We start from the raw sequence: 13,906 nt of genomic DNA on the forward strand, positions 1-13,906 counted from the left end.
CTTCCTGATGGATGAAGCGCGCAGACCGCCGTCCAATACGGGCAAACAACCCTCTTATATTGCAGACCACCGCCAGCGCCTTCGCAGCCGTTTTGTCCATGGGGGCGCCGCCGCCATCCCGGACTATGAGATGCTGGAGCTTGTTCTTTTCCGCGCCATCCCCCGCCGTGATGTGAAACCGCTGGCGCGTGAACTTCTGGACCGGTTCGGTGACTTTAACCGCGTCATCACAGCCCCAGCCACCCGCCTGCGCGATATCAAAGGTGTTGGCGAAGCGGTGATTGTCGAGCTCAAGATCGTTGAGGCTGCGGCCCAGCGGCTGGCCCGGGCGAAGGTGCTACAGCGGCATATCGTGTCCTCTTGGGACGCTCTGCTGGACTATTGCCACACCACCATGGCCCATCTGGAGATGGAGCAGTTTCGCGTGCTCTACCTAGACCGCAAGAACATCCTCATCGCGGATGAGGAACAGGCAAAAGGCACGGTCGATCACGTCCCGGTCTATCCGCGCGAGGTTGCAAAACGCGCGCTTGAACTGAACGCCAGCGCGATCATCCTCGTCCACAATCACCCCTCGGGCGACCCCAGCCCGTCACGCTCAGACATCGACATGACCCGGCAGGTCGCCGCCGCCTGTGACGCCTTGGGACTGACCCTGCATGACCATCTGATCATCGGCAAATCGCGCGAGCTGAGTTTTCGGAGCGAAGGACACCTGTAACGCCCGCGCTCCTCAGCGCACCCAAACCTCGACCCGCCGGTTGGCCTGTCGGCCCCATTCGCTGTCATCGCAGGCAATCGGCATCGCCTCGCCAAAGGCATCTACCCGCAGATCGATCCGCGACAGGTTGGCGGTCACCGCGGCGGCGCTGACGGCACGTTGCACTGCCTCGGCCCGGCGCAGCGCGATCTCGCGGTTGGCCCTCGCTACGCCCTCTCCATCGCTGAAGCCCACGAACATCAACCGCCGCGCGTCATATTGCCCCTGCTCCAGCGCCCGCGCCAATTGCTGAACGTTAGAGCGCGACTGCGCGTCAAGCCGGATCGAGCCTGCCTCGAACCGGAAAGAGGTCGTCAGCCGCGCCATCGGCACCAACGTCGCCGTCATGCGCTGCAATTCTTCCAGCGGGGTTTCGATCCCCGCCGTGATAATGGCATTGGCAAAGCGGTTGCCCTGTTCCTCTACCGGGATTTCTTCGGGCGTTTGATCCACGAAACCGGCCCTACGGATCACGATCTGCGCCGAGGGGCCGCGGGTGAAGGCCAGAAACTCGCGCGTGATCAGCGGCAGCCGACGCGCCGGGAAATAGAGGAACATCGGCGCGGTCAGCGGGTAGTCTTCGGTCTTGATCGTGCGCCGCGCGGCATCCAGCGCAAAGCCACAGTTGCCGCCAAGGGTCAGCACCTCGGTCCCGCCCTGTTCGGCATAGCTGGTGATCCCAAGGGCAAAGACATCCCGCGCGACCGCCTCTGCCAGCGCGTCGGGCATGGTGTGGCGCGTGACATCGCCGCTCAGTTCCAGCCCGGCGGGCGTTAATACCTGATCCACAATGGCTTGGCTCAAGCCGCTGTCGGCGGTGGGCAGATGCAGTTCAATGGGCGCGTCCGGCCCACCTAGGCGCTGCCAGTTCTTAATCTCACCGGAAAACACCCGGGCCAAGGTCAACGGCGAGATCTGTTTCACCGGATTGGACGGGGCAACCACAGGCACCACCGCATCAAGCGCCAGCACCCGGCTGCGATTGGCGCCGGTCAGATCGCCCAGCCCCAACTCGCGGGCATTTATCCGCTCCTCGCGGCGCACTTCGCGCAGGGCCATCACCACATCGGCCTCATCCGCCAGAAGATCGGCAAAGCCTTCGTTGGTGTTGGTCGCCCGGAAATCAAATCGCGCAGCCAGTTTGCCATCATCCTGACGCGAAAGCAGAAGCGCGAAACGTCCGCCTTCCCCGTCTTCGCGGTTGACCGTATAGCCCTGCCGCGCCGCGAAGGCTTCGATCAGCGCGGGCATCAGCACCGCCCCCATGGTCGCCGAGCCCGAGAACCGCACCTCGGCCACGAAATCCTCAAGGTTGGGGCAACCCGGCCCGGCGCAGGACACGCCACTGCTGTCGACGGTCAGCTCGCCGTAGTCGGTTTCGACGCGATAGAATTCGCCGTCAAAGCCCAGCAAGGTGCCGCTGAGTTCAACGCTGCCATCGCGCGAGGTCAGCGCGATATCCTGCGCCGCGCCCGTAACCGCCGTAAAAAGCAAAAGTGCGGCGCTGATCGCCGCACGTTTCAACCCGTTCATCAAGACCTACCCGGTTGCGTCAGTTCTGCGCGACTTTCAGGTCTTGGAGCAAATTATTCAACACCAGAAAGTTGCCAACCGCATCACACTCCGGCACGGCGAGGGTCAAGTTCTGGGTTTTCACTGGATCGTCGCCACGCAATTCCAGCGCCTGGGCTTCGATCTCAAGCCCGCAGTTGGCCTCGCTCACCTCTGCCTCGACACTGAGCGCGACATCGCCCTCCTGCGCCGCTTTGGCGACCGGGAAGCTATAGACTTCGGCCATCAACGGCTCAGCGGTGTCGGTGTCGCCATTGCGGGTCATGAAGCCGCCTTCGCCCAGAACGGCAGCGGTCATATCGCGCGGGGCGCCGGACCAGACATGGCCCGCATCGCCGTAATCCGCGCCGAACTCACGGGCGTGAAGCTCAAACCCCGCGGTGCCTTTCCATTGCAGCACGACACGGTTGAAATCAGACAATTCGGGCACGGTGGTCTGCGCCACAGCGCCGTCACCATTGCCAAAGGCAAGGATGAACACAGCCTCTTCCGCGAGGGCCGGGACGGAGACGGACAACCGCCCTTTGTCATCGGTGACTTCGGTAAAGATCATGCCGTTGTGGTGCACGGTCAGCCGTTCATTCGGCAGACAGGCCGCATCCAAGCTGAGCTTCACCATAGCGGCGGCCACGGCGTCTGCAGTGGCGATGATATCGCAGGTCGCGGGGATCGCGGTGCTGTGGCTCTCAGGTGCGGGCGGCAGGCTTTGAGGGGCTGCGGCTTTGACCACCCGGTCATCCAGCGTCGGCAACGCGATGGGACTGTCCAGCGCGGCAGAGGTCAGGGTGATGCCCTCAACTTCGAGCAGCGCGCCATTGTCGGCCACCAGACGCTGCGCCTCAGCCGCGCCATAACGCTGCTGCGCCGTGTCAGAGCTTTGCATGACATAGCCGATGCCCACGGCACAGGTGAGAGTGCCGACAGCCGTCAGAATTTCTTTAGTGCGCCACATGACAAGTCTCCTTCAACGGATTCGTTGGAGACTTTATGAGCGGGGATCAGGGCCGGGGTATGGCCCTGAAACGCCGAGTTATGGGCGAAAAGATGTCGCGGCTCAGGTGATCTGGCCGTGGCAGTGCTTGAACTTCTTGCCAGAACCGCAGGGGCAGAGATCGTTCCGGCCCGGGTTGCCCCATGTGGACGGATCGTTTTCGTCAAAGCCCGGTGCGGCAGCCTCGGCCTGCTCAGATGCCTCATCTGCGGCCTCGGTGGCAGCGGCCTGCATGGCGGCCTGACGGGTGGCCATTTCCTGCATCATCTCGCGACGCTGCTCTTCGCTCATCGGTTGGATTTGCCCCAGTTTCTGGGTCACGTCCTGCCGCAGACTGTCGAGCATCGTCTCGAACAGTTGGAAGGCTTCGTTCTTATATTCGTTCAGCGGATCGCGCTGCGCGTAGCTGCGAAAGCCCACGACCGACCGCAGATGCTCCAGCGTCAGCAGGTGGTCGCGCCATTTGGTGTCGATGGCCTGCAACAACAACTGTTTCTCGATGTTGCGCATGTTCTCTTCGCCGAAAGCCTCGGCCTTTTTGGCCATCAGCTCATCCGTGGCTTGCATCAGACGGTCGCGGATCACGTCATCATCCACACCGTCTTCTTCGCACCATGCGATGATCGGCACGTCGACGTTGAGCTGTTCGATCACCGCGGCATAGAAACCTTGGGTGTCCCACTGATCGGCGTAGGTTTTGGGCGGCATATAGGTGTCGATCAGATCGTCGATCACCTGCTCGCGCATGTCGGTGACGATCTCATTGAGGTTGTCCGCCTCCATGATCTCGCGGCGCTGGCCAAAGATCACTTTACGCTGCTCGTTCATCACGTCGTCGAACTTCAAAAGCTGCTTGCGGATGTCAAAGTTGCGGCCCTCGACCTTCGCCTGCGCGCGCTCCAGCGATTTGTTCACCCAAGGGTGCACGATGGCTTCGCCTTCTTTCAGGCCCAGCGTGGTCAGCACCTTCTCCAGCCGTTCCGAGCCGAAGATACGCATCAAGTCATCTTCGAGCGACAGGAAGAAAGAGGTGCGGCCCGGATCGCCCTGACGGCCCGAACGGCCCCGCAACTGGTTGTCGATGCGGCGGCTCTCGTGACGCTCGGACGCCAGTACGTAAAGGCCACCGGCCTCTAGGACCTTTTGCTTTTCCTCGGCGTGCTGCGCTTCGATCTGGGCGCGGATGTTGGCCGGATCGGCCTCCGGATCGGCATCCAGCGCGTCGAGCACTTTCAGCTCGACGTTGCCGCCCAGCTGAATGTCGGTGCCGCGGCCCGCCATGTTGGTGGCGATGGTCACGGCGCCCAGCTTGCCAGCTTCGGCGATGATCTGCGCTTCTTGCTCGTGCTGGCGGGCGTTGAGCACGTTATGCTCGATCCCGTCGGCGGTCAGCATGGCGCTGAGCTGTTCAGACTTTTCGATCGAGGTGGTGCCGACAAGGCAAGGCTGACCCTTGGCGTGGGCCTCTTTCACCTTTTCAATCATGGCCTCGTATTTTTCGCGCGCGGTGCGGTAAACGGCATCGTCTTCGTCGACACGGGCAATCGGCACGTTGGTCGGCACTTCGACAACGCCAAGGCCGTAAATCTCGGCGAATTCCTCGGCTTCGGTCAGGGCCGTGCCGGTCATGCCGCCCAGTTTGTTGTAAAGACGGAAGTAGTTCTGGAAGGTAACGCTTGCGAGGGTCACGTTCTCAGGCTGGATATCAACGCCCTCTTTGGCCTCGATCGCTTGGTGCAGACCATCCGACAAGCGGCGGCCCGGCATCATGCGACCGGTGAATTCGTCGATCAGCGTCACCGCGCCATCGCGGACGATGTAATCTTTGTCGCGCTGGAACAGCTTGTGCGCGCGCAGACCTTGGTTGACGTGGTGCACGATGGTCGTGCTTTCGGGATCATAAAGGGTCATCCCCTCTTCGATCAGATCACGGGCGCGCAGTTGCTCTTCGAGGAACTCGTTGCCCTCATCGGTGAAGGTCACATTGCGGGTTTTCTCGTCCAGCTCGTAATGCTCTTCGGTCAGCGAGGGGATCAGCGTGTCGATGATCTGATACATCTCCGAGCGGTCCTGCGAGGGGCCAGAGATAATCAGCGGCGTCCGCGCTTCGTCGATCAAGATACTGTCGACCTCGTCCACGATGGCAAAGTTATGCCCGCGCTGCAGCATGTCCGACAGGTTCGACTTCATGTTGTCGCGCAGATAGTCGAAGCCCAACTCGTTGTTGGTGGCATAGGTGACGTCGCAGGCATAGGCCGCGCGCTTTTGATCTTCGGGCATGCCGGAATAGGCGACCCCGGTGGTCAGACCCAACGCGCCAAAGACTTTGCCCATCCATTCGGCGTCACGTTTGGCGAGGTATTCGTTCACCGTCACCACATGCACGCCTTTATGCGTGAGCCCGTTGAGGTAGGCCGCGAAGGTCGCGGTCAGGGTCTTGCCCTCACCGGTCTTCTGCTCGGCGATATTGCCTTGATGCAGGAAGATGCCGCCCAGAAGCTGGGTGTCGAAGGCGCGCAGGCCAAGGGTGCGGCGCGCAGCCTCGCGGCAGTTGGCAAAGGCTTCGGGCAGCAGATCGTCAAGGTCCTCGCCCGCATTGGCCCGTTTGGCCAACTCTTCCGTGCGCAGCTTGATCTCGTCGTCGCTTAGCTTTTCGAATTCAGGCTCCAGCGCATTGATCCGTGCCACAAGCGGACGGGTCGCCTTGATCATCCGGTCGTTTGGCGTGCCAAAGACCTTTTTGGCGATTGTTCCGATACCCAGCATGTAATCTCCCGCCGAAGTTATGATGTCTTGCGCCGATCTGGTTGCCGAGCGCCATGGCAGCCCATAGATAGTGGATGAGCCCGCGCCTCTCAGCGCCATAAGGCGATGTAAGGGGCGTGCCATACACTGTCAATGTAGCAGCCCTGCTACGAAGGAAGCGATTGGACCCAACCATGCAAAAACCCCTCACTTTTCTGTCGTCTTTGGCGCTTGCCGCCGCTGTGGCGCTGCCTGTAGCCGCCCAAGACGAACCGGGTGTCGACACGGTTGTTGCCACCGTCAACGACACTGAAATCACGCTTGGCCATATGCTCGTGGCGCGTGCCACCCTGCCCCAGCAGTATCAGCAACTGCCTGATGACGTGCTGTTCCAAGGGATCCTCGATCAGCTTGTGCAGCAGACAGCCCTTGCCGACAGCTTTACTGGCGAATTGCCGCCGCGCGTGACCCTGTCGATCGAAAACGAGACACGCTCGCTCACCGCTGGTGAGGCGATCGAAGGCGTTATGGCCGAAGATGTCAGCGACGAAGAACTGCAAGCCGCCTATGACGCGCAGTACAAAGACGCCGAGCCTGAGCAGGAATTCAATGCCTCGCACATCCTTGTCGAAACCAAGGAAGAAGCCGACGCGATCAAGGTTGAACTCGACGGCGGTGCGGACTTTGCCGAAGTTGCCAAAGAAAAATCGACCGGCCCCTCCGGCCCCGGTGGCGGTTCCTTGGGTTGGTTTGGCCCCGGCATGATGGTCCCCGAGTTTGAAGAAGCCGTCGCCGGCATGGAAGCAGGTGGCGTGTCTGAGCCGGTGGAAACCCAGTTCGGTTGGCATGTTATCAAGCTGAACGAGACCCGCACCGGCGAAGCGCCCGCGCTTGAAGACGTGCGCGAAGAGCTTGAAACCCAAGTGCGCCAAACCAAGGTACAGACAGCTATCGAAAGCCTGACCGAGGCCGCCGAGGTTGACCGCAGCGCCGCCGAAGGCATCGACCCAACTGTTCTTAAAAACATTGAATGGCTGAACTGACCCATGGGTAAATCACTGGCTGTCTCGCCGCTCGCCCCGGCCCGTTTTCCCGACCTTCCGGTTATTGACGGCGTGACATTCGCCACCATCGCTGCTGGCGTCCGCTATCAAGGGCGCACCGATGTGATGTTGGCGAAGCTGGCACCGGGCAGTGCTGTGGCGGGGGCGTTCACACGCTCTGCCACCCGCGCGGCCCCGGTGCTGGACTGCCAGGCAAAAATCGGCGGTGCCTCGGATGAGGGCGCCGCCATCGTCGTGAACTCCGGCAATGCCAACGCCTTTACCGGGCGGGGCGGCACCGACGCGGTCGAGGCGATTACCGCCGCCGCCGCCGAAGCCTGCGGCGTGCCGCAATCGCGGGTTTTCACGTCGTCCACCGGCGTCATCGGCGAACCCCTGCCCCACGAACGGATCACCGCCGTGCTGGGCGATCTCCACGCAAAACTCGACCCTGCCGGCATCGAAGACGCCGCGCGGGCCATCATGACAACGGATACTTTCCCCAAAGGCGCCAGCGCGACCGTAGAGATCGACGGCAAAACCGTCTCTATTGCGGGGATCGCCAAAGGCTCGGGCATGATCGCGCCCGATATGGCCACCATGCTGGTCTATATCTTTACCGATGCGGTAATCGCGACAGATGCGCTGCAACACCGCCTTTCGACCCATACCGAGACGACATTCAACTGCATCACCGTCGACAGCGATACCTCAACCTCTGACGCGCTGATCATGGCCGCGACGGGGGCCTCCGGGGTCGAGGTCGCTGACAACGAAGCCTTCGACGCGGCGCTGCGTGACGTGATGATGGACCTTGCACATCAGGTCGTCAAAGACGGCGAAGGCGCGCAGAAATTCGTCGAAGTGGCCGTCACCGGTGCCTCCAACGATGACGAGGCCAAGGTCCACGCCATGGCCATCGCCAATTCGCCGCTGATCAAAACCGCCATTGCTGGTGAAGACCCCAACTGGGGCCGCGTCGTCATGGCCATCGGGAAATCAGGCGCTCCGGCAGACCGCGACCGCCTGTCGATCCGCTTTGGGGATATCGAAGTCGCCCGCGACGGCTGGCGCAGCCCCGACTATTCCGAAGAGGATGCCGCCGCCCATATGAAGGGCCAGAATGTCGTCATCGGCGTTGATCTGGGCCTCGGCGAAGGCCGCTGCACCGTCTGGACCTGTGACCTTACCCACGGCTACATCGACATCAACGCCGACTACCGGTCCTGACCCTATGAAAACAGTGCTCGTTTCCGCGGCGGCCTTGATCGACATCGATGGCCGGGTGCTTTTGGCACAGCGGCCAGAAGGCAAGCCAATGGCGGGCCTATGGGAGTTTCCCGGCGGCAAGATCGAACCCGGTGAAACGCCAGAGGCGGCGTTGATCCGGGAGTTGCACGAAGAGTTGGGGATCGAGACATGGGCATCCTGTCTCGCGCCGCTGACCTTTGCCAGCCACAGCTACAGTGATTTTCATCTGCTGATGCCGCTTTTTGCCTGTCGCAAATGGGGCGGCACCCCGGTTTCGCGCGAAGGGCAGACCCTGAAATGGGTACGTCCCAATGAAATGCGCGGCTATCCGATGCCCGAAGCAGACGTGCCGCTCATATCAATATTGCGTGATTGGCTCTAGCCTAGAGTGGCAGAATTGCACTAGTGATCCCCAATCACTCAGCATGTTGCGGATTTTTTAACCCAAAGCGCATCATACTGAGGCAGAGTTGTAACATCTGTATGAAAGGGTGCCGACATGTTGAGAACCATCGCAATCGGAAGTTCCATTTACGTTCAGGGTATTTTTGTAAAAATGTTGGCGGGCGGTCGCATGGCCGTTCAAGTCGACGGTAAGATTTTCGAAGGCAAACCAGTCTGAAAAATCTGCGTGGAACGCCTATTTAGGTGAACAAATAGGCGTTCCACCGCGTTTCCCCTGAGCATTTGGCAGGGGATTTTATGTCATCGAAGCGCGCTATTGTCATCCTGAACCGCGGTTCGGGCCGTCAAAACGGTGACCAAGCCGAAAGCACCATCCGATCCGCCTTTGCGCGGCACGGGATCACGGCAGAATTCATTCACATCGACAAACGGAATGATCCGGCCAGTGCGGCCCGTCAAGCCCTGTCTATGGCCGAGGGCATCATCGCCGTGGCCGGGGGGGATGGCACGATCTCTGGCGTGTCCTCGGCCATGAAGGACCAAGACCGCCCGCTGGGCATCATCCCGCAGGGCACCTTCAACTATTTCGCGCGGTCGATGGGCATCCCAGAAGACCTGCAAGAGGCGGTTGATGTCATCGCAGGCGGCGAAAGCCGCGCGGTCCATGTGGCGACGATCAACGGTGAGACATTCTTGAACAATGCCAGCATCGGCGCCTACCCGGCGATCCTCAAGACACGGGAGGGCATCTATCGCCGCTGGGGCCGCAGTCGGATCGCCGCCTATTGGTCGGTGATCAAAGCCTTGATAGATTTCCGTACGTCGCTCAAGCTGACCATTGTGGTCGACGGCAAAGAGACCGACCTCCGGACCCCGCTTGTATTTGCCGTCAACAACGCCTTTCAATTGGATCAAATGGGTCTGGCCGGGCAAGACTGTATCGCGCGCGGCGATATGGTGCTGCTGGTCGCCCCCGATACCTACCGCTTTGGCCTGCTGCGCCATGCGGTGGCGTTGGCCACGGGCATGGCGAAACATCATACCGATTATGAAATGCTCTGCGGGTCCGAGATCGAAATACGCATGAAACAGCGCAAACGATATGTCGCGCGGGACGGAGAGATCGCAGTGATGAAGGGCCCCTATAGGCTCACCCGTGCGACCTCTCCCATCCATATTTTCGTCCCCCGCGCCTCTGGAAAGGACGTGCGATGAGCCGCTTGATCCACCTATCCGACCTGCACTTCGGCAAGGACCGGCCCGACCTTCTTATGCCCTTGTTGGAGGCCGTGAACGGTTATGACCCCGATCTGGTGATCATCTCGGGCGATCTGACCCAGCGGGCGAGGGAAAAGGAATACCGTGCGGCGCGGGCCTTTATCGACCGGATCAATGCGCCTGTCTTGAGCGTGCCGGGCAACCACGACATCCCCCTGCACCGGCCCTTTACCCGGTTCTTGGCCCCATGGCGTTACTACCGGCGCTGGATCCATCACGATCTGACCCCGGTGCACGAAGGCGCGGATTTCGTCGCTGTGGGGATCAACACCGTCGACCGCTTCAAATGGCAGACTGGCAAACTGGGCCTGCGCCGTTTGGGGCGGGCCTGCCGTGCCCTCTCGCGCGGCGGAAAGAACACGTTGCGCATTGCGGTATGCCACCACCCGCTGGATCACCCCAATGAAACCCACAAGCGGCCCATTCCGGGCGCGCAGCGGGCCTTGAAACGGCTTCTGGACTGCGGCGCGGACCTGATCCTGTCAGGCCATCTGCACATCTGGCACGCAGGCACCTTTGCCCACCCGGCACCGGAGCATGACGGCCATCTAGCGATCCAGTTGCACGCGGGCACCAGCCTGTCGTCGCGACAGCGGGGGGAGCCGAATGATTTCAATTTGATCGATATCTCGCCCCTACACGTCAACCTTGCGCGGATCAGCTTTGACGACGGCAAAAAGGCCTTCACAAAAGCAGAGGCCCGGCAATTTGACCGGGCCTCTGGGGAATTTGTCTTGTAAGCGCTTGGCTTAGGCCAATGTGCGGGTCACTTCTTCGCGCTCGAAAATCTCGATCACATCGTCAGGACGAATGTCATCGTAGTTCTCGAATGCCATGCCGCATTCCTGACCGGACTGAACCTCGGGCACTTCGTCTTTGAAGCGCTTGAGCGTTTTCAGCGTGCCTTCGTGGATCACGACGTTGTCGCGCAGCAGACGCACACCGGCGCTGCGGCGGGCGACGCCTTCGGTGACCAGACAGCCTGCGACTTTGCCCACACCGGTGACCTTGAAGACTTCTTTGATGTTGGCATAGCCAATGAAGTTCTCTTTGATCTCGGCACTCAGCAGGCCGCTCGCAGCCGCTTTCACGTCATCCACAAGGTCATAGATGACCGAGTAGTAGCGGATTTCGACGCCCTTCTGGTTCGCGGTGTTCCGCGCCGATGCATTGGCACGCACGTTGAAACCCATGATCGGTGCGCCGGAAGCTTCGGCCAGACCGACATCCGTCTCGGTGATCGCGCCCACACCGGAGTGCAGAACCCGAACGCGGACTTCGTCGTTGCCGATTTTCTCCATCGCTTGAACGATCGCTTCGGCAGAACCCTGCACGTCGGCTTTGACCAAGATCGGCAGCTCGCTGACGTCTTCGTTCGCCTTGGCATTGGCCATCAGCTGCTCCAGCGTGGTGGCAGCACCGGCAGCGGCACGTTTGTCCTTGGCGGCGTTGGCGCGATACTCGGCGATTTCCCGGGCCTGCGCTTCGGTTTCGGTCACGTTCAATACGTCACCGGCCTCTGGCGTGCCGTTGATGCCAAGCACCTCAACCGGCACCGATGGCCCGGCTTCTTTGACGCGCTCGCCTTGGTCGTTGATCAGCGCACGGACCTTACCGTATTGCTCACCCACGACAAAGATATCGCCCTGACGCAGCGTGCCGTTCTGAACCAGCACGGTCGCCACGGGGCCGCGGCCCACGTCCAGCTGCGCTTCGATCACCGCGCCCACAGCGGCCCGGTTCGGGTTCGCCTTGAGTTCGAGGATTTCAGACTGCAGCGCGATGGCTTCGAGCAGTTCGTCCAGACCTTGGCCCGTTGCGGCCGAAACTTCGACATCCTGCACATCACCGGACATCTTCTCGACGATGACTTCGTGCTGAAGCAGATCGGTACGGACTTTGTCGGGATTGGCGGCAGGTTTGTCGATCTTGTTGATTGCCACGATCATCGGCACTTTGGCCGCTTTCGCGTGGGCAATCGCCTCGATCGTCTGTGGCATCACGGCGTCATCCGCCGCGACCACCAGAACCACGATATCCGTTACCTGAGCCCCGCGCGAACGCATGGAGGTAAAGGCGGCGTGGCCGGGTGTGTCGAGGAAGGACAGCACCGCACCATTGTCGGTCGTGACCTGATAGGCACCGATGTGCTGGGTGATCCCGCCGGCTTCGCCAGCAACCACTTTCGCATTACGGATCGCGTCGAGCAGCGATGTTTTACCGTGGTCAACGTGGCCCATGATCGTGATGACCGGGGGGCGACCTTGCAGGTCTTCGGGCTTGTCTACGATCTCTTTGATGACATCTTCGACATCAGAGTCGCTGACGCGCACAACCTTGTGGCCAAACTCTTCGATGATGAGTTCAGCGGTATCCGCGTCGATGGTTTCATTCTGCGTGACCATCATGCCGTTCTGCATCAGCGCTTTTACAACAGCGCCGGTCTTTTCGGCCATACGGTTGGCAAGCTCGGATACAACAATTGCCGGGGGCAGATTGACGTTGCGCACGATCTTTTCACGCTCGACTTGGCCGCCCATCGCTTTTTGACGGGCACGTTCCTGCTTGCGCTTCATCTGCGCCATGGAACGTTGACGGCCACCTTCGCCACCGGCGAGTGCCTGATTGACGGTCAGCTTGCCCGCGCGGCGGCTGTCGCCACCTTTGCTGCGCTTCTTGCTGTCGTCGCGGTCACGGTCCGTGGTTTTGCGCGGCGTGGCGGCGGGCGCGGGCTTGCTGCCCGGCTCGCGTGATGCGGCAGGTTCGGGCGCAGGCGCTGCGGCAGCGGCTTCGGCCTCTGCCTTGCGGCGGGCGTCTTCCTCGGCCTTGGCTTTAAGGCTTTCTTCGCGCTCACGCTCTTCGCGTTCCTTGGCTTCGATCTCGGCCCGGCGGCGCTCACGCTCTTCGGCGCGGGCCTTTTCCTCGGCCTCGCGCGCGGCGGCTTCCTCAACCTCACGAGCTTTGGCGGCCTGAACGGCCTTCAGACGACGCTCCATCTCGGCATCGGTGATGCCTGCGGGGCGCTTCTTGGGATCGCCAATCGGCCCGGCGCCCGGCCCGGTTGGTTTCTGGCCACCCGGCTTGGGCACCACAACACGCTTGCGCTTGGTTTCGACCACAACGTTTTTGGTACGCCCGTGGCTAAAGCTTTGCTTTACATTCCCCGGACGTGCGCCACCGCGCAGACCCAATGTTTTCTTGCCGTCACTATCGCTCATGAAGCTCGTCTATCCTTTCGGATGGCCGTTGCCACCCTCGTTTACGCGCACGCCTTTAAGTCGTCCGGCTTCCTCTACAACACGTTGCGTGAGTCCACCAGAGGCGAGCGCCCCATGTATCACAGTTTGGCGACCGAATGCCAAACCCAATTCATCGGCTGTCAACCAACCGATGTAATGGCCATAGTGTGGGGTGCTCAGCTTGGACTTACCGCGCCCTGACCCGTCTACGGCCTGTATCAATACTTCGGCCTCTTCGGTTTGCAACCAACCTTTGACCTTTTCGTAGCCGGCGACCGCCTTGCCTGCCTTGCGCTGGAGCGAGATCAAGTCCACCACCCGGCGCGCCAATTGTTGTTCGACTTCGTCGATCAACCCGTCTGGCAGCGTGACCGGCTGTTTCGCCGACCGAGCAAAGGCCTTTTTCTTTACCGCAAGCTCCAGCGCGGCACGGTCAGCCGAGACATAGATGCCCCGGCCCGGCAGTTTACCCAAAATATCTGGGTAAACCTGATTGTCCGGGCCGATCACAAAACGGATCAACCCGTGTTTTGGCTGCACGTCGCCCGTGGCGATGCACTTGCGTTCCGCACCGTCTGAACGGTCATTCGAGGCGCCACCGCGTCCCATGTGCAACCCCCGA

11 protein-coding genes are annotated in these 13,906 nt (G+C 61.1%); 6 read left to right on the forward strand and 5 right to left on the reverse strand.

Going from position 1 to position 13,906, the window contains the following annotated elements; all coding sequences use genetic code 11:
- Window positions 1–7: 7 nt before the first annotated feature.
- Complete coding sequence (gene radC / locus B5M07_RS00235) at window positions 8–721, forward strand: RadC family protein (RefSeq protein WP_240791566.1); 714 nt, start codon at window positions 8–10, stop codon at window positions 719–721.
- Window positions 722–733: 12 nt separating this feature from the next.
- Here radC and B5M07_RS00240 read toward each other — a convergent pair whose 3' ends face one another.
- The 3 genes from B5M07_RS00240 to secA form a co-directional block, all read right to left on the reverse strand.
- Window positions 734–2,293 carry a phosphate ABC transporter substrate-binding/OmpA family protein gene (locus B5M07_RS00240; RefSeq protein ID WP_067939590.1) on the reverse strand — a complete coding sequence of 520 codons (1,560 nt, stop codon included), beginning with the start codon at window positions 2,291–2,293 and terminating at the stop codon, window positions 734–736.
- A gap of 19 nt (window positions 2,294–2,312) precedes the next feature.
- Window positions 2,313–3,284: a hypothetical protein gene (locus B5M07_RS00245; RefSeq protein WP_120349765.1), complete on the reverse strand. Its 972-nt coding sequence runs from the start codon at window positions 3,282–3,284 to the stop codon at window positions 2,313–2,315.
- A gap of 102 nt (window positions 3,285–3,386) precedes the next feature.
- Complete coding sequence (gene secA / locus B5M07_RS00250; RefSeq protein ID WP_120349766.1) at window positions 3,387–6,089, reverse strand: preprotein translocase subunit SecA; 2,703 nt, start codon at window positions 6,087–6,089, stop codon at window positions 3,387–3,389.
- 173 nt (window positions 6,090–6,262) lie between these two features.
- On the opposite strand from secA, the gene B5M07_RS00255 reads away from it, so the two are divergent.
- The 5 genes from B5M07_RS00255 (at window position 6,263) to B5M07_RS00275 (ending at window position 10,785) form a co-directional block, all read left to right on the forward strand.
- Complete coding sequence (locus tag B5M07_RS00255; RefSeq protein ID WP_120349767.1) at window positions 6,263–7,111, forward strand: peptidylprolyl isomerase; 849 nt, start codon at window positions 6,263–6,265, stop codon at window positions 7,109–7,111.
- Window positions 7,112–7,114: 3 nt separating this feature from the next.
- Window positions 7,115–8,341: a bifunctional glutamate N-acetyltransferase/amino-acid acetyltransferase ArgJ gene (argJ, locus tag B5M07_RS00260; RefSeq protein ID WP_120349768.1), complete on the forward strand. Its 1,227-nt coding sequence runs from the start codon at window positions 7,115–7,117 to the stop codon at window positions 8,339–8,341.
- A gap of 4 nt (window positions 8,342–8,345) precedes the next feature.
- Window positions 8,346–8,744 (forward strand): (deoxy)nucleoside triphosphate pyrophosphohydrolase, encoded by a 399-nt coding sequence (locus B5M07_RS00265; protein WP_067627863.1) that lies wholly within the window; start codon window positions 8,346–8,348, stop codon window positions 8,742–8,744.
- A gap of 320 nt (window positions 8,745–9,064) precedes the next feature.
- A complete protein-coding gene (locus B5M07_RS00270; RefSeq protein ID WP_120349769.1) occupies window positions 9,065–9,982 on the forward strand; it encodes a diacylglycerol/lipid kinase family protein in 918 nt (305 codons plus the stop codon).
- On the forward strand, window positions 9,979–10,785 hold the full coding sequence (locus B5M07_RS00275) for a metallophosphoesterase family protein (protein WP_067627869.1): 807 nt from the start codon (window positions 9,979–9,981) through the stop codon (window positions 10,783–10,785). Before B5M07_RS00270 ends, B5M07_RS00275 begins: the two co-directional genes overlap by 4 nt.
- A 9-nt stretch (window positions 10,786–10,794) precedes the next feature.
- On the opposite strand, the gene infB is transcribed toward B5M07_RS00275, so the two are convergent.
- Together infB and B5M07_RS00285 are read right to left on the reverse strand one after the other, a co-directional pair.
- Window positions 10,795–13,263, reverse strand: coding sequence for a translation initiation factor IF-2 (gene infB, locus B5M07_RS00280; RefSeq protein ID WP_120349770.1), 2,469 nt, complete (start codon window positions 13,261–13,263; stop codon window positions 10,795–10,797).
- Between the two features lie 9 nt (window positions 13,264–13,272).
- Complete coding sequence (locus B5M07_RS00285) at window positions 13,273–13,893, reverse strand: RNA-binding protein (protein ID WP_120349771.1); 621 nt, start codon at window positions 13,891–13,893, stop codon at window positions 13,273–13,275.
- Window positions 13,894–13,906 lie beyond the last annotated feature (13 nt).

The sequence above is a fragment of the Sulfitobacter sp. D7 genome, from assembly GCF_003611275.1.
Classification (GTDB): Bacteria; Pseudomonadota; Alphaproteobacteria; order Rhodobacterales; family Rhodobacteraceae; genus Sulfitobacter; species Sulfitobacter profundi.